This is a genomic window from Marinobacterium rhizophilum DSM 18822 (genome assembly GCF_000378045.1).
Lineage (GTDB): Bacteria > Pseudomonadota > Gammaproteobacteria > Pseudomonadales > Balneatricaceae > Marinobacterium_A > Marinobacterium_A rhizophilum.
Genome location: NZ_KB899121.1, coordinates 1 through 23,426, shown reverse-complemented (window position 1 = coordinate 23,426; position 23,426 = coordinate 1). Strand labels below are relative to the sequence as shown.

At 57.7% G+C, this 23,426-nt stretch carries 24 protein-coding genes; 7 read left to right on the top strand and 17 right to left on the bottom strand.

Features of this window, described 5'->3' with window-relative positions:
- Positions 1 to 127 precede the first annotated feature (127 nt).
- Entirely contained in the window at positions 128 to 847 is a 720-nt protein-coding gene (locus F451_RS0123210) for a GntR family transcriptional regulator (RefSeq protein WP_020683819.1), read from the bottom strand.
- A gap of 268 nt (positions 848 to 1,115) precedes the next feature.
- On the opposite strand from F451_RS0123210, the gene F451_RS0123205 reads away from it, so the two are divergent.
- The 4 genes from F451_RS0123205 to F451_RS0123190 all read left to right on the top strand — a co-directional run bounded on the left by F451_RS0123205 (position 1,116) and on the right by F451_RS0123190 (position 5,085).
- Entirely contained in the window at positions 1,116 to 2,009 is an 894-nt protein-coding gene (locus tag F451_RS0123205) for an aldo/keto reductase (RefSeq protein ID WP_240476533.1), read from the top strand.
- 105 nt (positions 2,010 to 2,114) lie between these two features.
- On the top strand, positions 2,115 to 2,672 hold the full coding sequence (locus tag F451_RS0123200; protein WP_020683817.1) for a TRAP transporter small permease: 558 nt from the start codon (positions 2,115 to 2,117) through the stop codon (positions 2,670 to 2,672).
- A 14-nt stretch (positions 2,673 to 2,686) separates the two neighbouring features.
- Positions 2,687 to 3,973 (top strand): TRAP transporter large permease, encoded by a 1,287-nt coding sequence (locus F451_RS0123195; protein WP_020683816.1) that lies wholly within the window; start codon positions 2,687 to 2,689, stop codon positions 3,971 to 3,973.
- Between the two features lie 41 nt (positions 3,974 to 4,014).
- Complete coding sequence (locus tag F451_RS0123190; RefSeq protein WP_020683815.1) at positions 4,015 to 5,085, top strand: TRAP transporter substrate-binding protein; 1,071 nt, start codon at positions 4,015 to 4,017, stop codon at positions 5,083 to 5,085.
- A gap of 268 nt (positions 5,086 to 5,353) precedes the next feature.
- Here F451_RS0123190 and F451_RS0123185 read toward each other — a convergent pair whose 3' ends face one another.
- From F451_RS0123185 to F451_RS0123140, 10 genes are all read right to left on the bottom strand, one after another.
- Positions 5,354 to 7,267: an alpha/beta hydrolase family protein gene (locus tag F451_RS0123185; RefSeq protein ID WP_020683814.1), complete on the bottom strand. Its 1,914-nt coding sequence runs from the start codon at positions 7,265 to 7,267 to the stop codon at positions 5,354 to 5,356.
- A 34-nt stretch (positions 7,268 to 7,301) separates the two neighbouring features.
- A complete protein-coding gene (gene pqqE, locus F451_RS0123180; RefSeq protein WP_020683813.1) occupies positions 7,302 to 8,447 on the bottom strand; it encodes a pyrroloquinoline quinone biosynthesis protein PqqE in 1,146 nt (381 codons plus the stop codon).
- A 10-nt stretch (positions 8,448 to 8,457) separates the two neighbouring features.
- Positions 8,458 to 8,727 carry a pyrroloquinoline quinone biosynthesis peptide chaperone PqqD gene (gene pqqD, locus F451_RS0123175; protein WP_026292014.1) on the bottom strand — a complete coding sequence of 90 codons (270 nt, stop codon included), beginning with the start codon at positions 8,725 to 8,727 and terminating at the stop codon, positions 8,458 to 8,460.
- Complete coding sequence (gene pqqC / locus F451_RS0123170; RefSeq protein ID WP_020683811.1) at positions 8,724 to 9,500, bottom strand: pyrroloquinoline-quinone synthase PqqC; 777 nt, start codon at positions 9,498 to 9,500, stop codon at positions 8,724 to 8,726. The genes pqqD and pqqC overlap by 4 nt, the downstream gene beginning before the upstream one ends.
- Before the next feature lie 56 nt (positions 9,501 to 9,556).
- Positions 9,557 to 10,477: a pyrroloquinoline quinone biosynthesis protein PqqB gene (gene pqqB, locus F451_RS0123165; RefSeq protein ID WP_020683810.1), complete on the bottom strand. Its 921-nt coding sequence runs from the start codon at positions 10,475 to 10,477 to the stop codon at positions 9,557 to 9,559.
- Positions 10,478 to 10,563: 86 nt separating this feature from the next.
- Entirely contained in the window at positions 10,564 to 10,635 is a 72-nt protein-coding gene (gene pqqA, locus F451_RS26385) for a pyrroloquinoline quinone precursor peptide PqqA (RefSeq protein WP_003243383.1), read from the bottom strand.
- A 495-nt stretch (positions 10,636 to 11,130) separates the two neighbouring features.
- Complete coding sequence (locus tag F451_RS0123155; protein WP_026292012.1) at positions 11,131 to 11,997, bottom strand: SHOCT domain-containing protein; 867 nt, start codon at positions 11,995 to 11,997, stop codon at positions 11,131 to 11,133.
- Between the two features lie 467 nt (positions 11,998 to 12,464).
- A complete protein-coding gene (locus tag F451_RS0123150) occupies positions 12,465 to 13,463 on the bottom strand; it encodes a fumarylacetoacetate hydrolase family protein (RefSeq protein WP_026292011.1) in 999 nt (332 codons plus the stop codon).
- Between the two features lie 482 nt (positions 13,464 to 13,945).
- On the bottom strand, positions 13,946 to 14,254 hold the full coding sequence (locus F451_RS0123145; protein ID WP_020683806.1) for an AzlD family protein: 309 nt from the start codon (positions 14,252 to 14,254) through the stop codon (positions 13,946 to 13,948).
- Positions 14,244 to 14,960, bottom strand: coding sequence for an AzlC family ABC transporter permease (locus F451_RS0123140; RefSeq protein WP_020683805.1), 717 nt, complete (start codon positions 14,958 to 14,960; stop codon positions 14,244 to 14,246). The genes F451_RS0123145 and F451_RS0123140 overlap by 11 nt, the downstream gene beginning before the upstream one ends.
- Positions 14,961 to 15,165: 205 nt before the next feature.
- Here F451_RS0123140 and F451_RS0123135 point away from each other — a divergent pair, with 205 nt between their 5' ends.
- On the top strand, positions 15,166 to 16,035 hold the full coding sequence (locus F451_RS0123135; RefSeq protein WP_020683804.1) for a LysR family transcriptional regulator: 870 nt from the start codon (positions 15,166 to 15,168) through the stop codon (positions 16,033 to 16,035).
- Between the two features lie 958 nt (positions 16,036 to 16,993).
- On the opposite strand, the gene F451_RS0123130 is transcribed toward F451_RS0123135, so the two are convergent.
- The 4 genes from F451_RS0123130 to F451_RS0123115 all read right to left on the bottom strand — a co-directional run bounded on the left by F451_RS0123130 (position 16,994) and on the right by F451_RS0123115 (position 20,270).
- Positions 16,994 to 18,028, bottom strand: a complete 1,035-nt coding sequence (locus F451_RS0123130; protein ID WP_205624065.1) for an endonuclease/exonuclease/phosphatase family protein — start codon at positions 18,026 to 18,028, stop codon at positions 16,994 to 16,996.
- Positions 18,029 to 18,161: 133 nt separating this feature from the next.
- Positions 18,162 to 19,154, bottom strand: coding sequence for an alpha/beta fold hydrolase (locus F451_RS26380; RefSeq protein WP_020683802.1), 993 nt, complete (start codon positions 19,152 to 19,154; stop codon positions 18,162 to 18,164).
- A gap of 247 nt (positions 19,155 to 19,401) precedes the next feature.
- Positions 19,402 to 19,584, bottom strand: coding sequence for a DUF3012 domain-containing protein (locus F451_RS26375; protein WP_020683801.1), 183 nt, complete (start codon positions 19,582 to 19,584; stop codon positions 19,402 to 19,404).
- 41 nt (positions 19,585 to 19,625) lie between these two features.
- A complete protein-coding gene (locus tag F451_RS0123115; protein ID WP_020683800.1) occupies positions 19,626 to 20,270 on the bottom strand; it encodes a TetR/AcrR family transcriptional regulator in 645 nt (214 codons plus the stop codon).
- A gap of 124 nt (positions 20,271 to 20,394) precedes the next feature.
- Here F451_RS0123115 and F451_RS0123110 point away from each other — a divergent pair, with 124 nt between their 5' ends.
- On the top strand, positions 20,395 to 21,096 hold the full coding sequence (locus F451_RS0123110; RefSeq protein ID WP_020683799.1) for a glutathione S-transferase family protein: 702 nt from the start codon (positions 20,395 to 20,397) through the stop codon (positions 21,094 to 21,096).
- A gap of 10 nt (positions 21,097 to 21,106) precedes the next feature.
- Positions 21,107 to 21,796, top strand: coding sequence for a glutathione binding-like protein (locus tag F451_RS0123105; RefSeq protein WP_020683798.1), 690 nt, complete (start codon positions 21,107 to 21,109; stop codon positions 21,794 to 21,796).
- A gap of 104 nt (positions 21,797 to 21,900) precedes the next feature.
- Here the strand turns inward: F451_RS0123105 and F451_RS0123100 are convergent, their stop codons facing one another.
- Positions 21,901 to 22,581 carry a nucleoside triphosphate hydrolase gene (locus tag F451_RS0123100; RefSeq protein WP_020683797.1) on the bottom strand — a complete coding sequence of 227 codons (681 nt, stop codon included), beginning with the start codon at positions 22,579 to 22,581 and terminating at the stop codon, positions 21,901 to 21,903.
- A gap of 417 nt (positions 22,582 to 22,998) precedes the next feature.
- Positions 22,999 to 23,426: NAD(P)(+) transhydrogenase (Re/Si-specific) subunit beta (locus F451_RS26370; RefSeq protein ID WP_020683796.1), on the bottom strand; the 428-nt coding region annotated here is incomplete at its 5' end.

Below are 23,426 nucleotides of genomic sequence, written 5' to 3'. Positions count from 1 at the left end.
GCCTCCTCAATCACCGGCCTGCAGGCCGGACCTGGCCACGCCGCCACTAGCAGGAAGCGGCGCCGGTATGGTGCTCCAAGGATTCATGACATGAATCATTGATATATGAATTCCCCCCCTGCCGACCTCAGGACCAGCGGGCGAAATAGCGGCACTTGTGCGGATCAAACCAGGTGCGCGAAAACTCCTCCACCTGGTTACTGTTGGACCAGCCCTTGCGCTCGACCCGCGCCAGAATGGTGCCTGCTGGCAGGCCCAGCTGTTCGGTAACCCAGTCCGGCGCGATGGCACAGTCGATCCGGTCTTCAACCCGGCCGATCCAGAAATCAAAGACCTCGCGGTAGTGCATGTACAGCGACTCGTGCAGATCGTCGGCGCTCAGGCTGTCGCTGTGGCGATGATCAATCCAGATTTCCTCCACCGCCACCGGCAGATTGTTGAGGTAGCGTCGACGCCGGATTGACCAAAGCTTGGCTTCGAGATAGTCCATTTCCAGTTGCTGCGCCACCTCCGCTGACTGCACCATCGAAACGGCCAGCGTATCGGCGCGGGGCACGCCGCCGCCGCCGAGCAGCTCCAGGTGGAAAAACTGATAGATGGCGGTGCCGGTCGGCGCGCGCTTGACGTAGGTACCCGAGCCCTGCCGGCGTTCCAGCAGGCCATCGCCTTCCAGTTTGGCCAGTGCCTTGCGCAGCGTTCCCACGGCAACGCTGAGGCTGGCGGCCAGCTCCGACTCGACCGGCAGGCGCTCGCCCGGCTGCCAGTGACCGGCGGCGATCTCGCGGTGCAGCAGCTCGCCGATCTGGATATACAGGGGCAGTTTTTTGGATTTTTGGTTTGTTAACACCCGTGATTCCTCAGTGTCCGTACACGTAATGGCCCAATGAACTATCAGGGGACAATTGCAATATACCGGTCCTGACCGATAAAGCACAACAATTCATGCATGATTGATTTACATCAATAGAATACGCTGATAGGGTGAGTGCAACATCGGCTACCAACCTGGCTGCAACCCGTTGCGCAGTCGGGGGTACCGGACAACAAGAATTTTCCTGCCTCGCCGGTAGCGCCGGCAAGTGCAAAAAACGTGGAGACCGAATCCCTTGGAAAAAGTGCAGCTTGGCAATACCGGTGTTGAATTCAGCCGACTGGTCTACGGCGTCTGGCGTCTGGCGGACGATGCCGATACCTCGGTGGCAAACGTGCGCGCCAAGATCGATACCTGCCTGGAACAGGGCATCACCACGTTTGATCATGCCGATATCTACGGCGACTACCGCTGCGAAGCCCTGTTCGGGCAGGCACTGGCCGCCGATCCCACACTGCGCCAGCAAATGCAGCTGGTCAGCAAATGCGATATCGCCCTGGTGTCCGATACCTTTCCCGGCCGGCGCGTAAAGTATTACGACACCAGCGCCGCCTATATCCGCAACAGCGTCGATACCAGCCTGGCCAACCTGCACAGCGAACAGCTCGACCTGCTGCTGATTCACCGCCCGGATCCCTTTATGGATGCGGCAGAAACCGGCGCGGCACTGGATGCCCTGGTCGATAGCGGCAAGGTCCGGGCGCTTGGCGTATCCAACTTCATGCACTGGGACTGGCGCCTGCTGCAGCAGCACATGAAACACCGTCTGGTCGTGAACCAGATTGAAATGAACCTGCTGCAGCGCGAGGCCTTTACCGACGGCACCCTGGCGAGCATGCAACTGGACGGTCTGGCCGCCATGGCCTGGTCGCCGCTGGCAGGTGGAGCCCTGTTTGGCGACTCCCCCGCTGCGCAGCGGCTGCGCCCGCTGCTGCGCCGGCTCGCCGAGCAGAATAACAGCAGCCCGGACCTCGTGGCCCTGGCCTGGCTGATGAGCCATCCGGCCGGCATCATGCCAGTGGTGGGCACCAACAATATCGAACGCGTGCGCGCGCTGTCCGGCGCCTGCGATATCCGCATTGACCGGGAAACCTGGTTCGAACTCTGGAGCGCGGCATCCGGCCAGGAAGTTCCCTGAGCCAGTACCCTTAACGTCCGACTCTGTCAGAGATTCCGGGGCACCCTTGCGGTGCCCTCTAAAACTGAACCCCTGAATAATTTTAATAAAAGGGTGTGGCAGCTCATGAAAATACTCAAGTTCTGTCTTGGCTGGCTGGAACTCATCAATGCGGTGATGATTCGCATTGGCAAGTCAGTGGCCTGGATCTGTGTCGCCGCCATGGTGCTTTGCATTCTGCTACAGGTCTTCTGCCGCTACGTACTCAACAACGCCCTGCCCTGGCCCGAGGAAGCAGCCCGCGCACTGATGATCTGGATGATGGCGCTGGTGGCAGCCAATGCCTATCGCCAGGGGTCCTTTGTCGCCATCGACATGCTGCATGGCTTCCTGCCCCCCCGGGCAACGGCCGTACTCAAGTTTTTCCTGCTGCTGATATCGGCGCTGGTACTGATACAGCTGTTCAGCCTGGGGCTGGAATTTTTTCAGCGTGGTTTTCGCACCCGAGCCGCCTCCTTCAACCTGTCCCGGGCCTGGATCTATCTGGCCATGCCGGTGTGCTTTGGCAGCATGCTGCTGGTCAATGCCGAACTGCTGTTACGGGAAGTCGGGCGCCTGTTTGGGCGCAAAGACGAGTTCCCGGCGCCTGAGCTCGACGCCTCGTCCCTCCCGGAAGCCGAATAAAAGGATCACGCATCATGCTCGTATTATTCCTGCCGCTGTTCCTGATTTTCCTGCTGATCGGCATGCCGGTGTTTTTCGCCATGCTGTCGGCCCCCGGTATTCTGCTCATGACCCAGGGCATGGAGCGGGATATCCCCATGCTGTTTCGCAATATCTATAACGGCATCGATTCGTTCCCGCTGATGGCCATTCCGTTCTTCATGCTGGCGGGCGAACTGATGAACCGCGGTGGCATCACCCTCAGCCTGGTCAACTTCTCGCAGGCCTTTATCGGCCATGTACGCGGTGGCCTGGCCCACGTCAACGTGCTGTCGAGCATGCTCTTCGCCGGACTCTCGGGGTCGGCCGTGGCGGATACCTCGGCCATCGGCTCCATGATGATTCCAGCCATGGAGAAAAACGGCTACACCCGGCGTTTCTCGGCCGCCATCACCGCCGCCTCGTCGGTGATCGGGCCGATCATTCCGCCCTCAGGCATCATGATTATCTACGCCTACACCATGGAAGTGTCGGTGGCGGCACTCTTCGCCGCCGGTGTGGTGCCCGGCATCCTGGTGGGGCTCGGCCTGATGGCGGTCATTGCCCTGATGGCCAAGAAATATGATTTCCCGGTGGCCGGCCCCAAACAGAGCTGGCCACAGCGGGCCACCGCCACCAAGAGTGCGTTCCTGCCGCTGCTGACGCCCGTTATCATTCTGGGCGGTATCCTGGGCGGCATCTTTACCCCAACCGAAGCCTCGGCCATTGCGGTGGGCTATGCCCTGGTGCTGAGCATCTGGGTCATGAAGACGGTAAAGATCAAGGAACTGCCGGGAATCTTCACCCGCAGCGCCCAGTCGTCCGCCGTGGTGCTGTTGCTGGTGGGTGCGGCCATTGCGTTCAAGACCGTGGTCAGCCTGTCCCATACCGCCGAACAGCTGGCCAGCTGGGTACTGACCATCAGCGACAACCCGCTGATACTGCTGTTCATGATCAACATACTGCTGTTCGTGGTGGGCATGTTCCTGGATGCCGGCCCCGCGATCATCATTCTGGGGCCTATCCTGGCACCGGTCTTTATCGGCATCGGTGTGGACCCGATTCACTTCGCCATCATCATGAGCGTCAACCTGACCGTGGGGCTGGCAACGCCGCCCATGGGCCTGGTGCTCTTTGTCGCCTCCAGCGTGTCGGGCGAAAAGGTCGAAGCCATTGCCAAATCCATACTGCCGTTCCTGTTCATCGAGATCGTGGTCATTTTCCTGATTACGTTCTTCCCGGCGCTGTCCATGACCATCCCCCGATGGCTCGGGCTCGCCTGATGCAGCCCCCCACCCACAAGAAGAAGCAAGAGGATCTACACATGGTGATCAACAAAACCCTGAAGTCTGCCCTGGTGGGCACTCTGGCGGGCGCCACCCTGCTGTTCGGCGCGCTCAGTTCCGCCGCCGAGTTCAACCTGCGGGCAGTGGCCAACTCCAACGAAAACGACGAAGACTACGACGGCCTGGTGGTGTTCAAGGACTTCGTCGAGGCCCACTCCAACGGCAAGATCGGCGTGGAGCTGTATATCGGTACCCAGCTGTGCGCCAACGGCACCGAGTGCATGCAGGCGCTGGAAGACGGCTCCGTGGACGTGTTCATCTCCACCGCCAGCGGCGTGGGCAACATGTTCCCCTATGTCCAGGTGCTGGACCTGCCCTACCTGCTGCGCGATGACCGCGTCGCCGAAACCGTGCTGTCCGGCAACTTCACCCGCGAACTGCGCAAGTCCATTCTTGAAGACTCCGACAATCAGGTACGCCTGATGACCATTGGCAACACCGGCGGCTGGCGCAACTTTGCCAACACCAAACACACCATCAAGACACCCAAGGATATCGAGGGCCTGAAGATCCGTACCGTGGTATCGGACCTGCCCCAGGAACTGGTGAAGTCGCTGGGCGCCAGCCCGACGCCGATCCCCTGGCCGGAACTCTTCACCTCGTTCCAGACCGGCGTGGTGGAAGGTTCCAAGAACGGCATTACCGACATCATGAGCATGAAGTTCCCCGAAGCCGGGCTCAAGTACATCACCCTGGATGGCCATGCCTACATGTCCGCCTACTGGTTCATGAACAACGAGAGCTTTCTGAACATGCCGGAAGACATGCGCCGCGTGATCGTAGACGGCTTCTCGGCGCTGCAGCAGGCCACCTTTGCCTCGCCCAAGCGCAAGTCCATCAAGGCCTACCAGGAATTCAGCGCCGCCGGTGGCGAAGTCTATGTGCCCACACCCGAGCAGAAGGACGCGTTCAAAAAAGCGGCCGAACCCGTCTACAACTGGTTCAAGGGCAACGTGAAGGACGGTGAAAAGTGGTTCGATCTGCTGGCCAGTGAATCCGCCGCGGCGGAACAGACCATCGAGAAAAGCTACGCCAGCGACCTTAACTAGCAGCCATCACAGGCCTGGTAGTACGCCGTCTGGCGCGCTTATTCGCAGTCCCTGTCCGTCGCAAAGGGCGGCCCGCGGTACGAAAGCAAAAAGCCACGCATCAGCGTGGCTTTTTGCTGTTAACTGGCAGACAGAGAGATGGCGATAGACCGTGGGAGCCCGGTCTGCGGGCGAATCGGAAGCACACCTGGGCTAATCGCCCGCGCAGCGGGCTCCCACAGGCAGTGGCTCTGTTCCACTGGCGCTTGAACGAAAGTATCCGCTAGCCTCAAAGATAGCGCCGATAGAACGCCAGCTCCTGCTCCAGCACCTGAACCTGGTTATCGAGCTGTCGAAAGCCGTGACCTTCGTCCTCGAACAGCTGCACCTCGGTCTCGATCCCGCGCGTCCGCAGCGTAGCGGCCATGCGCAGCGTCTGATCCGGCAGGACCACCTTGTCCTGCATGCCCTGGAAAAAAATCACCGGCGCGCTGATACGCCCGGCATTCGCCAGCGGTGAACGCGCTTTAAAACGCGCTTCATCGGCCTTCGACTCGCGCTCTGGTTCGAGCAGAAGCCAGTCAAGGTAACGGGATTCGAACTTGTGGGTTACACGTGCAAGCGATAGCGGATCGCTGACGCCATAGAGGCTGGCGCCGGCCCTCAACCCCTCCAGCCCGACCAGCGCACTCAGGGTGGTGTAGCCACCAGCGCTGTTGCCGCGAATGAAAACACGCCCTGTATCGACACGCCCGGTTTTGCCCAGCGCGTCTATCGCGGCGGCGACATCCTCCACATCGGTGCGCCCCCAGTTGCCGGCCAGACGGTGACGGTAGGCGCGACCAAAACCTGCGCTGCCACGGTAGTTCAGATCCAGTACGGCAAACCCCTGGCTGCACCAGTACTGCAGCGCAGGACGGTATTCCGGATAGCTGGTGGCCGTTGGGCCGCCGTGGGTCATGATCAGCAGGGGGGGCCGGGCATCAGGCTCACTGCGGTGTGCCGGGCAGTGGCCGGTTGGATAATACATAAATCCATGCACCTGCTCAGTGTCTGCCACCGTGCAGCTAAACGGCTCCGGCGCTGCAACCCGATGCGTCGCGGGCTCGCCACCAGCCAGCACGCGGGGTTCGCCGCTGTGGCTATCAAATGCAAGCACGGCCACGCCAGCATCGCTGCTCTGGCCGATACAGTAGATATGGCCCTCGAACGCACAGACCGACCGGATCAGGCCATAGTCCGGCGCCATATCCCGCACGGGTTTGCTCGCCTGGATATGCAGCAGACGCCCACACCCCTGATCCACCAGGGCACAGACGTAGTCGCCATTTTCGGCGCGCGTCCATGTCTTTAGACCCAACTGCCACTGTGCCACGCCGAATTCCGCCGCCAGCGGACAGACATTCTCCCAGCACCCGGACCGGTCCCGCCGGTACAGGTTCCACCAGCCGCTGCTGTCACTCACAACATGCAGCCGGCCTGCGGCATCAAACCCCGGCTGAAACAGCGCTTCAGGCCCCTCGCCCACCGAGAGTTCCCGCTGCTGCACAGGGTAGCCCTCCGTATCCAGTCGCGCGTGAAACAGGCGCGTGCAGACCCAGGGCTGATGAGGGTGATCCCACGCCAGCCAAGCGAGCTCCCCGCCGTCGGGACTCAAGCAGGGCGAGCTGTAGAAATCGTGCCCGCTGGCCAGCGTATGGGGGCCTGCTGCGCTGAAACCACGGCCCTGCGACCCCTTGCTGCTTAAGCCCAGCGACACCAGAGTATTCTGCGGTGCACGCTGGCTGCGCTCAGAATAATGCGTTTCGGCAACGGCAATCAGTCGCCGCCGACCGGGGTCATAGAGCAGATCGCCATAGCGGGTATCGGGGGTATGGGTAAGCTGCAGGCAATTTAACGAGCCTGGCACCGTATCGATGTCACCGAGCGGTTGCAGCCAGATCTGCTGGTCGGCAGCATTGACGAACACTACGCGATCCCCGGCCACGCAAAAGGCACCACCGCCATATTCGTGTACGCGGCTGCGCACGCTAAAGCCCGGTGGCGTGAGTACCTGGCGTCTGCCCCGGAACAGACGCACCAGCCGGTTGCAGCCATCCTTCGGCTGATATTCAAGCCAGATCAGGCCATAGCGACAGGCCACCAGAGCGGCATAGTCGTGTTGCGCCGCGCAGGCGTCACGGGCGCTGAGTGCAGGGCTCATGGAGCCTCGCTTCGCCTCCGCTGGCCCACCGAGTTCAGTCGCTGCGACAGAAGACACGGCTGTTGCGCTCGTTACGAAAGGTCATGGGCGTATCGGTGGGTACTTCCGCTTCACTGCGTGCCTGCAGGATCTTGCCGTGATGCGCCGATTTGCTGCACACCGGGTCCGCATTGGCGGCATCCCCCGTCAGCATGTAGGCCTGGCAACGGCAGCCGCCAAAGTCTTTGCCCTTTTCATCGCAGGAACGGCACGGTTCCTTCATCCAGTCGTCGCCACGGTATTTGTTGAAACCAAAGGAGCGGTACCAGATATCCTCCAGGCTGCGGTCTTTCACGTTGGGGAATTGAACCGGTAGCTGGCGCGCACTGTGACAGGGTAACGCCGTACCATCGGGTGTCACGGTGAGGAAAATCTGCCCCCAGCCGTTCATGCAGCCCTTGGGACGCTCTTCGTAGTAGTCAGGCGTTACGAAGATCAGCTTGATCGGATTGCCGGCGGCTTCAAGCCTGGCGCGGTACTCATTCGTGATGCGCTCGGCCCGCTCCAGCTGGGCTCGACTGGGCATCAGCTGCTCACGATTTTCGAACGCCCAGCCGTAGTACTGGCAGGTCGCCAGCTCCACGTAGTCAGCCCCGAGCTCCACACAAAGCTCGATAATGCGGTCGATACGATCAATGTTGTGCCTGTGCGTGACGAAGTTCAGCACCATGGGATAGCCGTTGGCCTTGACCTCGCGTGCCATCTTCAGCTTCTGCTCAAACGCCTTGGCGGAGCCGGCCAGCATGTTGTTGACCTCGGCGTCGCTGGCCTGGAAGCTGACCTGGATATGGTCCAGCCCCGAGGCACGAAACTGTTCCAGCTTGCGCTCATTGAGCCCCAGTCCCGAGGTGATCAGGTTACTGTAATACCCCAGATGACGGGCTTCCTGAATCAGTTCGTTCAGGTCCGGCCGGGTCAGCGGTTCACCGCCGGAGAAGCCCAGCTGCGCTGCGCCCATCTCCCTGGCCTGGCGCAGTACCTGCACCCATTGTTCGGTGCTCAATTCCTGGCCACTGGCGGAAAAATCCAGCGGATTGGAGCAGTACGGGCACTGCAGCGGACATTTGTAGGTCAATTCCGCCAGCAGCCAGAGCGGCTGGCCGGCGGGCTTGGGCTCAACATCCGGCAGGCAGCCGGACACTGGCGACAGGCTAGAGGAAACGGATCCAGTTCTGTTCACGGGCCACCTCCATAAATTCGCGCACATCACCCGCCAGGGAGTCGGCATCGGGAAAGGCCTGCTGCAACGCCGCGGTTATCTCGGCTTCACTGCGCTGGCCGTCCACCCGCGCCAGAATCTCGCCGGCGCTCGGGTTGAGCTTGATCATGCCCTCGGGATAGAGCAGCACGTAGCTGTCCTGCGCCTTTTCCCACTGCAGGCGAAACATGGGATTAAACCCCGGTATGCGTTGAACACTCATGAGAAAAGCCCCCGGTGGTAAACCCGCTTGTCCGTCACCGTATGGTACGGCGCGCGGTCGAGCTGATAGGCCATGGTCATGGCATCGAGCATGCTCCAGAGCACGTCGAGCTTAAACTGCAGAATCTCCAGCATGCGTTCCTGCTCTGCCCGGGTCTTGTAGTGCGCCAGTGTGATCACCAGGCCATGCTCGACATCGCGCCGCGCTTCGGTCAGGCGGTTGCGGAAATACTGGTAGCCATCGGCATCGATCCACGGGTAGTTTTGGGGCCAGCTGGACAGGCGCGACTGGTGGATGGTCGGCGCAAACAGCTCGGTCAGAGACGAGCTGGCGGCTTCTTGCCAGCTGGCCCTGCGCGCAAAGTTCACGTAGGCATCGACTGCAAAGCGCACGCCCGGCAACACATGTTCCTGGGACAGAATTTCTGCGCGGGTAAGACCCACAGCCTCACCCAGGCGCAGCCAGGCTTCGATACCTCCCTCGCCGCCGTCGTAGCCGTCATGGTCCAGCACACGCTGGACCCAGAGCCTGCGGGTTTCGCGATCCGGGCAATTAGCCATGATCGCGGCATCCTTCACCGGGATGCTGATCTGGTAGTAGAAACGGTTCGCCACCCAGCCGCGAATCTGTTCAGGCGTACAGGTGCCCTCGTGCATGGCACGGTGGAAGGGGTGGTGGATATGGTAGTAATCGCCCTTGGCCCGTAATGCCGCCTCAAAGGCTTCAGGCGTCAGGGGTGTCTGGTCTGCTAGCTGCTGTACGGAACTGTTCATCGCACCGCCTCCGCGTTGTTTTTATGGTAAAGGCTTGCCGGGTGAGAACCCGCTGACTACAGCTCGATGGACATGCCGTCCTCGGATACCTCGATGCCATGGCGCTCAAGTTCCGCCCGCTCGGCGGAGTCTTCATCCAGAATCGGGTTGGTATTGTTTATATGAATCAATACCTTGCGCGGCTTTTCTAAAGTATCCAGGAACGCAACCATGCCGCTCTCGCCGGACATGGCCAGGTGACCCATATCGCGGCCGAGCTTGGTACCCACGCCTGCACGAATCATTTCATCGTCGTTCCAGAGCGTGCCGTCCACCAGCAGGCAGTCGGCCTCCTGCATGAACGGCAGCAGGTGCGGCTCAATCACGCCCAGGCCCGGGGCATAGAACAGCGACTTGCCGCTGCGACTGTCGGTAATCAGCATGCCGATATTGTCGCCGGGGTGCGGATCGCTGCGGTGCGGCGAATAAGGCGGTGCACTGCTTGTCAGGGGCACGGCGGTGAGGGTCAATTCCGGCACCCGGTCGATAACGAAGCTGCTGTTGCCGGGTTCAACACCGATACGGTGCCAGTCGATTCCACCGTTCCAGTGCTTGAGCATGTTGAACAGAGGAAAACTCTGGCTTAAATCATCCTGCACTCGGTCGGTGCACCAGACCTGGTGCGGACAACCTTCGCGCAACATCAGCAGGCCGGTGGTATGGTCGATCTGGCTGTCCATGAAGACAATGGCTGCAATACCCGTATCACGCAGGGCGCGTGCCGGCTGCATGGGGGCGAAGGATTCGAGCTGAGCGCGAATATCCGGAGAGGTGTTGAACAGAATCCAGTCGGTGCCATTGGCGCTGACCGCGATAGAAGATTGAGTGCGCGCCTTGGCATTCAGGGTGCCGTTACGCAGGCCGCTGCAATTATGGCAATTGCAGTTCCACTGTGGGAAGCCACCCCCTGCTGCCGAACCCAGTATTTGAATTTTCATTATTATAATGTCCGCTCTCTGACCTTAACGGGAGAACATCCGCCTACCCGCCGAAAAAACGGCCCCGCACCGCGAGGCCGGAACCCTTAGCGGTTTGCGAAGTACATGGTGACTTCGAAGCCGATGCGCAGGTCGGTGTATGCCGGTTTAGTCCACATAATGCGTTCCTCTTTTTTGTTATCGAGCAAAGTTGTTATGAAGCCTTCGGGCGGAGACGTATCCGCTACGTACCGATGATAGGAACCCAGCCCAGCAGACAGAATGGTACTTTGGGACTAAAACCCGCCTGAATAGGTAGTAGACAGGGTGGTTAGAGAGGGCTCTCAGGCTGGAAAGCCGGACTGCGAGAAGACCGGATCAGGCGACCCGCAACGACGGTATTGCTATTCAGAAGCCATGCCTGAACACCAGGCTCCAGCCTTCGACGCGGTCACCGAAGATCGACTCCGAGCGGACTTTAGGCCACGAAAAGCAGGCATGATTATGCCGCTGCATGACGGCCAGCCTTGATTAGTGCCAGTGAGGAGTTAGAGCAGCAGACAGGTCAGCCGCATTTTGCAGCGAGAAACGGGTTATACAGATTTATAACCGCTAACCCTGGACCGCCCCGTCGGGCGCGCCAGGGCCGCGTCAGTTGTTCAGCCGCCGGGCGATCAAATCCGACTTAGCAACTCGGTTTTCTTAACGTTGTACTCTTCATCCGTGATCGCTCCGGCATCACGCAGAGCAGCAAGCTTTTCAATCATTTGCAGCAGGTCATTCACGGACGCGTTCCCCGAAACAGAGCTTGTCACGCCCGGCGGCGTAGGCGCAGAAAAACCACCGGCAGTCGTCGATGCAGTGGAGCTGCCGGCGTTTGAATTGTCATTTGAATTCGACATATCGCCTCTACCACCATGATTATTAGTGATATTTTTCGATGTATTTCCAGACATCTGCTGATTGGCAAAATTAGTGTCGGGGGCTGGCGTCATGCCAGGACCGGAAACGATCGGCAGGCTGCTAACAGCAATGGTACCGAACTGGCTGCTGAAGGTGAGCGACATATCGCCTCCCTGCTGCTGACTCACACCCCCGATATTGTGGTTCAGGGTGTCGTACACCGTTACTTGGCCATTCAGCTGAATCGCAAGCCGGCCAGGAAATACCGCATAGCGGATATTGTTCTGGCTGCCTCTGCTGAACGGTACGCCAAGCCCGGCAGGCCACCACTGATCACTGCCCGGGGTTCCGGGTTGAATCACCGGAAAAACCTGCAAGTTTGCCAGCCCGGCCGAAAGTTCATTGCAGAGGTTATCGACCGTCATTTTCAGACCATGGTTAAACATATCGCCTACCATCGTCATGCCGCCGCGCATCCACTGGCCGGACCCACCCAGTTCCGGACAGTTGAATTGTGCCATGCTGCCACCCCCGTTGTTGACAGCGACCAACATATGCATAACGGCTTCGGGACTTATTTGGTAACGATAAGCCAGGTCGTTAACGAGGTTTTGTCCAGCGGGTGTAAGTTTTTGCATGCCTGTGTCTCACTTGTTTGCGCAGTTTGTGGGCCAACAATCCAGTGTTGCCCACCGGTATCGTTTAGTACGTACTCTGTACTATAAAGTCGCACTATAACCGGCGACGGGTTCGAGACAATCAGCACAAAAGTAACCGAGAAATACGCTCTGCCGTCTGGCGGGCGCCCACCATAACGCAGCCACCATGGTTTATCGACTACTAATTAGCCAAACCTGCCGACTTACTCAACTTGGTTGAGAACTAGCCTGTCGACCGGCTTGACCGTCATCTATAGAACGTACTTTCGCTCACTTTTGCTTCTGCAATCCCAGGGCTCCCACTATCCCCGAGAATCATGACACCCACAGATGAACAGCGTATTGCTTCTGCAGAAGGAGCCTCTATGCGACCGCCGCTTTGCAGTAACATTCAAAAAAAGGGAGCCCACAGCTCCCCTTAACAGCGAACAAACCCGCTGGCGAGTCTATTCGCCGGCAACCACCGCGTTACGCAGTATTCCGAGCTTCTCGACCTCGCATTCCACCACATCGCCGGGCTGTAGATACCATGCAGCCGGATCTGCATGAAACACCGCACAGCCACTGGGCGTACCGGAGCTGACAAGATCGCCGCCAACAAAACCCTGGCCGGAGTAATAGCTGACGATCTCCGCCATGCTTCGACACATTCGGCTGGTCGACGATTGCTGGCGTATCTCACCATTAACCATGAGTTGCATCGCCAGGTTTGATGCATCGCCAATTTCATCTGTGGTTACGATACAGGGACCTATCGGACAGAAGGTATCGAGCGCCTTGCTGTAGCCATAGCTGCGATTCGGAAACTCCGTCGCCTGAATATCCCGTGCAGTGACATCATTGAAAATGAGATAACCGCCAATGGCACTCTGTGCATCAGCGACGGACAGGTTCTTGTGTCGTACGCCCTTGATGACCGCACAGATTTCCAGCTCGTAATCGAGTGCCTGGGTTAACTGTTGCGGGTAGACAATGGGCGCGTCCGGACCGATGCAAGCAGTAGTATTCTGGTAAAAGCCAATCCAGGGCTTTTCAGCTTCATATTCAAAGCCTGCCTCGCCCATTTCGTCGATATGTTCGAGAAAATTACCCGCCGTATGCCAGAGTTTCGTCGGCTGTATGGGGGCAAGGAGCTTTACATCTTCACGCCTGAACAGCAGCATTTCTCCGTTGGTACCCCGCAGCGTCGAATCATTTTTTTCAATGACGTAGGCTTCGGCGGCACGGGCCGCATCCAGGCTGCGATCGCCACCGGCAAACAGTTCCCGCATATCCGCAGGTACCAGCGCATCAGCCATGGCCTGTGGCCTCGGATCGTTATGGGCATCAAGCGCAAAGGCGGCATAGGCATAGTTCAGATCCACCACCTTCTCCCCCGTCGCATGCACAAAAAGCGCGCCAATACGCTTTACGCCCACAGGGTTCTGAAATGTTACAAGTCTCATGCAATGGCCTCGATACATCGGCACACGGCACCCCCATGTGCCCGGCCAGCGGCAACAGCCGCGTTAATGCAGCCAGGTATTATTCTAAGGGGTTAGCTGGCATGCATAATTATGTAATTATTAATTCATAATAACAGCGACTGTCAAGTCCTCGGCGGGAGTCGACAACACCAGAGACAGAACCAGGGAAGCTTACACGGAGCAGAATAGCGCTACAGAAATGAGCGCTGGGCGGGATGTGAACCGAACAAATCGCTCGAACGAGAGAAGCCTATTATTATCCTGACTACAAATCGGCTCCATGCCTACTTTGCAGTCGCACCACCGGCTTTTTAACCCCGAAAGCGTGGGCGCAAGTGGGCGGACATGCTGGGCTTTTACGAGGAAAGGGATGGCGATCACTATGGTCTTTTCTTTCGAAAGAAAAGCTCAAGTGATTCAGCATCCCGGCTTCAAGTATTAAGCGCCGGATTGATAGTACGTCAAAACTGCCTAAACAAGGCCGCTGTCAGTATCCCGGCGGCGATCGCAGGCAGCGGCTTTTTTATTAACAACATGGTGATTGCCGTGGCCAATAAGGCCAGTCGGGCGCCGTTATCACCATTAATTGCCATGGGTGCCAGCAGTGCCACCAACACGGAACCCGACATGGCGTTAATGAACTGTTTGACCCTGTCGCTGATGGGCACGTATGACATGACGAAAACACCGCCCCAGCGGGTGGCCAGGGTCACGACTGACATAACCAAAACAATGACCAGCGCGCCAAACCCGGCCGTTTCAATGCTCATTGCTTTTCTCCCCCCATAAAGTCCCCATTACACCGCCTGCCAGAGCCCCCACAACGACATGGCTGTTGCTTGGGAGGTACCAGTAGGCCATCAGGGATGCGCAGGCAGCAATTATCCAGATGATTAACAGTCGCAGGTTTTTTTTCCCGCCAACGACCATTGCCAGCAGGAAACAGCCCATCACCATATCGAGCCCCAAGCTTTTGGGATCATGAATGGCACCGCCAAAATAAATACCCAGCCAGGTACCCAGAACCCAGAATGACCAGAGAGCAAGACCACCCCCCAATAAAAGCCCCATACCCGGCTGCCCACGGCTAAATGCCTGCATGGACATAGCCCAGTTGGCATCGGACGCAAACAGCATCGCACCATAGCGCTTTGCCGGTGATAACTGGCGCAGCCAGGGATAGAGAGTTGCTCCCATCAGGAGATGTCGAGCATTGATAGCAAATACAGTGATGACCAGTGTGGCTATCGGTACTTGAGGCCCCCACAACTCCAAAGTGGCAAACTGTGAGGCACCGGCGAAAACCAGCGTACTCATGATAACTATCGAAGCATCATCCAGACCCGATTGTGTTGCCGCCAGCCCAAAGGCTGCCCCGAACGCAATTACAAAAACAGAAATAGGGACGAGCTGCTTGAAGCCCGCCCATACGGTTTGGCGATTAAATTCATGCAGCTTCGCATCGCTGTCTAACATGCCACTATCCCTCTGATTCGCATCGTCTGTCCACTCCCGGCATGGAGTTGATGCTGCCTTGCGCAAATGCTGTTTACGCCCAGCCGGCACCCAATGGAAGGCGGTGAGATGCACGCTTGTCAGAACTATGCGCTCAATATTGGATTAAGAAAATCGCATATTTTATCTATATACTATTCGAAATTCGAATGAATGAGCTAAGTGCATGACCTTCCAGGACCTTCAGATTGACTGGCTTAAATGCTTTGTCGCAGTGGTGGATGCGGGCTCGTTGTCGGGCGCAGCCCCGGAGGTTCATCGCTCCCAGTCTGCGGTGAGCATGCAACTCAAGAAACTTGAAGCGGCCCTGGACTGCCAACTGCTGGTGCGAGGTCCCCGGCAACACCAGCTCACAGCCGAAGGACAATTACTGTTGGGTTATGCCCGGCGGATGCTCGATCTGCATGCCGAGACGCAGGCTGCGTTTCATGGGGAGGAATTGACCGGCCGCATTCGCCTTGGGGTTCCGGACGACTATGCAGCCAAGTACCTTACACCCGCACTCAAACGTTTCGCGCCGCATCATGACGCCGTAGAGATTGAACTTTACTGTGAGCAGTCAACGTCTTTGATCCCCCGTGTTGAGTGCGGTGACCTGGATCTTGCACTCGTCTCACGTGACGATCCGCGACACGGAACCCTGCTGTTTCATGAACCGATGGTATGGGTAGGATGTGCGCAATTCCAGGTGTGGAGACGCGACCCGCTCCCAATTGCAGTTTATGAAGACACCAGCCTCGCACGACGCACCGCCATCAATTCCCTGGCGTTGCAAGGACGCCGATACAAGCTGGTCTATAACAGCTCCAGCCTTGCCGGTCAGTTAGCGGCAGTTGAAAGCGGCCTTGCCGTCGCCGTGTTAACCCAGTGCAGCGTGCCGGCACATCTGGAAATTCTGGGCAGCGAGCAAGGATTAGGGCCGCTCGAACCCATGGAGGTATCGGTTTATCGAAGTCGTGCCTCAAAGGACTCCAAAGCCGTAGACAAACTGCACAGCCTTCTGATCAAAACGTTCCGACTTTCAGCTGTATCCTGAAGGGGTAATCAGATTGGAAAATGCATGAAGCAACTTTGGCACTCTATTGTCAGAAGCGGCGGATTTGTTGCACAGCCCCCTTTAAGGATTGCAACTTTTGCGGTGCTTAACCGGTAACCCGGATCAGACCGTATAACATAAGCCAGATTGTTAAACGCTGAGGAAGGCTTCAGGCTGTGAATCCGATTGAACGAAAACAGCCTGAGGTAGTTACCCTGGGCAGACCTGTTTTAGCTACATGAACTTGCAGCGGAAACACAATCAAAAATGAACAGCCTAGCAGCCTGTCGGGCTTGGCCGGTCGTAGCGAGGGAAAGTCCGTTTTGACGCAGTTTTTGAGCTCTTTTGAGGCGAATAGTGGTTCTATTTAACAAAAATAGAGCACACAAAATGACCAAAATCGGCTTTTCCGCAGTAGATCAGTGTTAAGTCCGACAGACTGCTAGCCCCAAATAACCCTTTGGGCAGGACCTCGCGTCCTGCACAATTCAATATTGGGGATATGAAACAAAGATAGTTAACACCAGCGATACCAGAAATACGCCCCAACCCTGATCCGCAATGATATTCATGATCTGCGTGTATCCTTCGCCCTGCCCAATCGGCTTGTTATTATCGACGTCCCTGCCTTGGTATTCGCCGCGTCAACCCTGACTGACCTGTGGAACCACCGGATAATATTTAACCATTAATCTGCATTAGAGCTTGGCTCAGGAACAGGGACATCGCCAGCTGCCGAAGAAGAATATTTGCGTTTGCGCTCTACTGCGCTTGATCCTGACTCGAGCCAACGCCAGGCAGACAAAAAACTCAGTCAGTCACCGCGAACCTCGCTTTGGGGTTTAATACTGCCCGCCCCGAACAGTGAAATTTTACTCGAACGGGATTGGCGGAACCGGGACCGGTCGTGAAACCCCTGGCACACCCGGCCGATCCAGGCTCTGCTTGGCAGCGCAGATTAGTTTGAACCCGGCTTAGGCACATCCTGCACACTGAGATCATGCTGCTGCACTTTTTCATTTGCCCAGGCTTCATCGCCAGGCGCCGCGTCAAGGCCATTCTGCTCCTCTACCCGGTTGCCCTGGTACACGAGCCTGCTGAACAGCGCGAAGTGATCAGAGCCAAACCCCGCCAGCCGGCGCAGGTCGTGCACACGAAAATCCGCACTGTGGAACAGGTGATCCAGCGGCCAGCGCAGGAACCAGTAGCCCGCATGAAAAGTGTTATAGAGTCCACGGCCAACACGCGGATCCAGCAGCCCGCTGATCTTGCGAAACAGCCGGGTGGTGTCTGACCAGGCGACGTCATTCAGATCTCCGCTGACAATCACCGGCCGATCATCCTTTGCGAGACCCTTGGCAATACTTTTTGCCACGACGATGAGCTCCGCGTCACGCGGTGAGGACTCTTCATTCTCTGTGGGGCTTGGCGGTGCAGGATGCAGGAAATGGGCACGTACCTGCTGACCGCTTCGCAACTGCACCAGGGTGTGCATGGAAGGCACGCCGGACTCCACCAGATACTCGATATGACTGTCCGATAGCGGCAGCCTGGAATACAGGTGCATACCGTAAAGATTATCCAGCGGACACTTGAGACTGTAGGGGTAATCGGCGTCCAGACTGTCGAGCCTCTGCTGCCACCAGTCATCGGACTCCAGTGTCACCACGATATCGGGATCATGCCGACTCACCAGCTCCAGCAGTGCCTGCGCATTACGGTTAGGCGTCAGCACATTGGCCGTCATGATGGCGATACTGTTGGGTATATCCGGCGTATCGTTCCACTGCACCTCGACGGGGTGTAATCGGGTAAAGGGAAGGATCCACCAGACTTGAACGCCCAGGCAGCACAGCGTAACTACCAGCATCAGATAAACGCCCGCCACAGAAAAATCGGCCTGCGCGCCCTGCAACAACTGCAGTATTTGCACCAGCGCAAGTGCAGCTGCCAGTACACCAAACTGCATGCGCGGGAAGTCAAACCCACGCACCCACCAAACTGGTGCCCGGGAGAGCGGCAATAACGTTGCGACAAGCAATAAGACTGTCAGTACAGCAGAGCTAGTAAATATCAGATCGAACATCCTGCCTGTCTCGTAGGAACAACAAGCGCTATTGTGCCGTTCAATCGGGCGACTGCATAACCCTTGTTAACGCATTCTGCTCATCAACACTGGACTGCCCCCTGCCTGACCCGCTTTTATGGCGAGCCAGGAACGCCTCAATAACGGCTGCAACCCGGGCGCTGTGGGCATTATGTAATGCGTGACCGGTGGCCTCAAATTCAATCTGCTCTGCATTGGGAGCCTGACGAGCCAGACGCTCACTGTGATTCCAGGCCGGCACCAGGATGTCATCATGCCCGGTCAGCAATAACAGTGGCTGACTTATTTCGTCGTAATGCAGGCTTTGCGTAACGAGAAAATCGCTTAAGCCGCGGGCGTCCTGAGCATTAGCGAGAAAGGTCTGTGGACGCAGGAACAAGCCCACACCCGCGGATGCATAATATTCTTTCGGTACCGGATTGGGCGCGAACACGCCGGCGACTGCATCATGCAACAAAAAGGAGCCCAATGGATAAACCAGCGTGTGGGCAAATACTGGCCCCAGCAGCGGAACGCCCGCCAGCGAGTTGTACCAGGCCACGCCGCCGGTCCACGGATGGGTCGCGCCCGCCAGTAACACGCCGGCAGCCGTCTCGTCCGGATACGCCAGCATATAGGCCAGCACCACAGATCCGCCCCATGAGTGCCCAACCAACACGGGCCGTTCAACCTTCAGCTGCTGCAATAACTGATGAATCAGCTCAGCCTGACGTCCAGGGTCTGGCCAGGCGCCCTTGGGACGCTCACTATAACCGTGACCGGGCCGGTCGATGGCAATCACACGGTAGTTTTGACTCAGTGGTGTAAACAGGCTTGTGCTGAAGTCCCGCAGGTTGGCGCTTGAGCCATGAATCAACACCAGTGCGGGCCCTGAACCCGCCTCACGATAATGCATCCGTACCCCGTCCACCTCCAGAAAGTCACCGAGTGGCGGAAACTGCATTTGCGTTTGCCTATTGCCCAGATGAGTAATGAGCGCCAGCACGGTTAAGAGACCAAGGAACCAGGACATAACGACACTCCGGCGGCGCAGGATGTTAGAGCTGTCCAGGGGCTAGATGCTAGGGGCCCCTGGTGGCAAGCCAGTCTTGCACTGAATACGTAGCGAAGCAGGCGCCGGATCACAACCCCCTTTTTCAAGGGTCTATCGCCCGGAATTAGGAGTGACAACTGTTACAGAAACCAAGATAACGGTATAAATATTGGATTAAAAACAGGCCGGCGCACTTAAGCTGCCGGCTGCTCGTCTTGCGACCGGGTTACTTCAGGATGCAGGACCTGGCGTATTCAGCTGCATCATTGGCACTCCATTCACCCTTGGGCTTTTCTTCCATCTGCTTGCACCAGGAATCCGATCCAACTTTAGGGCTGCAACCCTGCACCAGCAGCAAACTGCCGACAAAGGCGCCAACGAACAGTGGGGTGGCGAGTGATTTGAACATAAGCGACACAACTCCGTTGCATTAAAAAACCAGACGCCAGACTAGCCGCACCCACGGCCATCGTAAAGGGGCGATGCCGACATAATCGACGCTTCATTAGCTCCATCGTTGTCCCCGCTGGCAGCCTCCCAGGGCAACCACGCGAGCCCTTCCTGCATGGCCGCCACCATCTGATCCCGAGAGCGTCCCAGGTAGCCATACACACGCAGACCAAAAATGTGCAGCATGAGGCTGGCAGCCTTTTGTCGGGCCTGTTCCTGCGGGTAGTCGCGGCCAAGGTAGTCGGCGTACAAGGCTTCCATCTCGCCCAGATAGCCGCTGACACGACTCAGCAGGTCGCCACCACCTGCGGCCAGCTCCAGCTGACTCTTGACGAGAAAACAGCTGCAGTAATCCGCTTTGCCGCATTCATCCACCATGCGCAGCAATTGCCGGCATATACCCACGCCCACGCATGGCGCCTCATCCAGCACCTGGCGCAGCGTTGCCTGAGACTGGCGGGCATACTGATCTAACGCGGCCAGGTACAAGCCTTCCTTGCTGCCAAAGGCCAGGTAAAGGCTGCCCGGCTTGAGCCCGGTGGCCTTGAATACCTGTGCCATGGATGCACCACTAAAGCCCTGTTGCCAGAATAGCCGGGTGGAATCCCGAATCACCTGCTCTCGATCAAACTGTGCCCGCGCCATCTTCACCACCGCTGTGCATTGCGAGGCTGCAGTATAGCGCCAGTTTGAATGAACATTCAAATTAAGCTTGAACAGTCATTCAAGCCATGTTTGAATGACTGTTCAAGCTGAGCCGGAGACATCCATGATCAAGTTCTATTTTCACCGCTCCCCCAACCCGATGAAGGTTGCACTTTACCTGGAAGAAACCGGACTGCCCTACCAGGTCGTTCCCGTGGACACCCTGAAGGGGGAACAGCATGCCCCCGCCTTTCGAGCCATCAACCCCAATGGCAAGACACCGGCGATTGAAGACAACGGCGTGCGGGTGTTCGACTCCAATGCGATCCTGCTTTACCTGTCCGAAAAAACCGGACATTTGGCAGGTGACGTCGAAGACCGGGCTGAGCTTCTTTCGTGGATGATGTTCGTGGCCACCGGTATCGGGCCCTATTCCGGCCAGGCGGTCCACTTCAAACATATGGCACCGGAAAAGCTGCCCTATGCCATCAACCGCTATCATCGTGAAGCACAGCGCCATTATGAAGTTCTGAACGCACATCTGGAGAATCGCCAGTATATTGTTGGCAACAGCTACAGCATTGCCGATATCTCCGCATGGGGCTGGCTCGACAAGGCCCCTGTGGTTCTGGGTGAAGAAGCACTGGCACCCTACCCGAACCTGCAGCGCTGGTTTGACAACGTGAACAGCCGCCCCGCCGTTGCACGGGCTCGAAACGTCGGCAAGGATATCGACTTCAAGGCCGAGCGTGACGAAGCAGCGTTACGTGCCCTGTTTCCCCAGAACTATCCGGTGAATTCCACCACATTCGACACACCGGCCTGAGGATACAGCCATGCTAGACCTTTATTACTGGCCCACTCCCAATGGCCACAAGATCACCATTTTTCTGGAAGAGGCGGGGCTTGAGTACAATATCATTCCGGTGGATATCAGCGCTGGAGACCAGTTCAAGCCCGACTTTCTTGCCATTTCGCCCAACAACCGCATGCCTGCGATTGTGGACGATGCGCCCAGCGACGGCGGTGAGCCTCTTTCAGTGTTCGAATCCGGCGCCATTCTGATGTATTTGGCGGAAAAAACAGGTCGTTTCCTGCCCACTGAGCTACGGGCACGCAAAACGGTGCTCGAATGGCTGATGTGGCAGATGGGAGGCTTAGGGCCGATGGCCGGGCAGAATCACCATTTTGTACAGTACGCCCCCGAGCAGGTTCCCTACGCCGTGAATCGGTATGTCAACGAAACCAATCGGCTCTACGGCGTGCTCAACAAGCAACTGGAGGGCCGCGACTGGATTGCCGGTGATTACTCCATTGCCGACATGGCCGCCTATCCCTGGGTCGCACCCCATGAGCGCCAGCTACAAAACATCGCCGACTTCCCCCACCTGCAACGCTGGTTTGAACGCATGCGGCAGCGCCCGGCGGTCATAAGGGCCTACGAAAAGGGCCGGCCCTGGAGCAAACGCCCGGCGGTTACCGAAGAAGGCAAGAAACTCCTGTTTGGGCAAAAGGCCCGAGCCTGAAGCCGAACCCGTCACGGAAAACAAAACTCAGCAAAAGCGGTATTCCGGCACCACGGTGTCGGCGCTTTCTGGTATCTGCCAGACGATCAGATACGCTGAGTGCCTTATTCGTACCCTGCTCCCCGCTCCGACAGCACAATATCCACTTTCACCCTAGCGCTTGCCACACGCCGTGCATTGGGAATGTCATTACCGAGCGCTTTGGTGCGGGCCGCGTCCAGATCGAAACCGTAACCTCGCCAGCGCTCGATCAAGCGCTGTTCAAGCTCTGCCAGAGGCACATCCAGGAACACCGATAAATCCCACAGGTTTGCAAGCGAGCGCCAGGGCGCCTCATCAAAACAGAGGTAATTACCCTCCACGATAACGATACGGGTTTGCGCGCTGATCTCGGCAGCCCCGGCGACAGCAATTTCGCGGGCACGGTCGAACACAGGCAGAATGACACTGCACTCGTCGCGCACCCGATTCAGCGTGCAGGCGAAACCGCCAAAATCGAAGGTTTCCGGTGCCCCTTTGCGTGCCAGGAGTCCGCGAGGTTCCAGCAACCGGTCGTCCAGATGGAAACCGTCCATCGGCATCAACACGGCCCCGTGCCCACGCTCGGTCAAAATCCCCACCACCGCTTCAGCCAGTGTGGACTTACCGGAGCCTGGCGGGCCGGCGATAGCGACCAGGCGACGTGTCTCGCATTCCGGCAGGGCTTCAATCCGATCCGCCAGCCCGGCCGCGCAACGCCTCACCGACTCTGGTGCCACGATCTTGCTAGTGTCGATTTTCGTCATGAGTTTCACCACCGTTGTCGTTATCGCCCATCATAACGATGAACCCCCTATGATGCCTGCAACACTCCACCTCCAACCTCTTTTGGCATAGCGGTGTATCACCGATAAATCCCTGGCACGCTACGGATCCAATTTACTATAGCCTGAGCAATTGGAACCTGTTCGTGGTTCCCTGAACTGATCATCAACGCCATGGCAATTAGCTTCGAACAGACAAAAAAAATGCCAGTCGGCATAACCGACTGACATTTTGTACAGGGATGTACTTATCCTGCGAGCACAAGGATGTGCAGGAGCAGGGTTTGTACAGGGATGTGCTTATGCTGCAAGCACAGGGATGTGCTTAAGCAGGGTTTGCTCGGGCTAACCCCAATGGGCTAACCCGAGGTGCCGCATGAGCGGCTAAGGACCTCTGCTTCAGTGACTAAGCGCCTTCAGCAGCGCATCAACGCTGTCCTTGGCATCGCCGAACAGCATCCGCGTGTTCTCTTTGTAGAACAGCGGGTTGTCGACGCCAGCGTAACCCGTCGCCATACCACGCTTGAGCACGATAGTGGTCTTGCCTTTCCAGGGCTCCAGCACCGGCATGCCGGCGATGGGGCTGTCCGGCACTTCCTGCGCCGCCGGGTTAACGATGTCGTTGGCGCCGATCACGATCGAGACATCCACATTGGGGAAGTCCGCGTTGATCTCATCCATTTCGTACACGATATCGTACGGCACCTTGGCTTCAGCCAGCAGCACGTTCATGTGACCCGGCATGCGCCCGGCCACCGGATGGATGCCAAAACGTACCTTGACGCCCTTCTCGCGCAGCTTCTTGGTGATTTCAAACACGGTGTGCT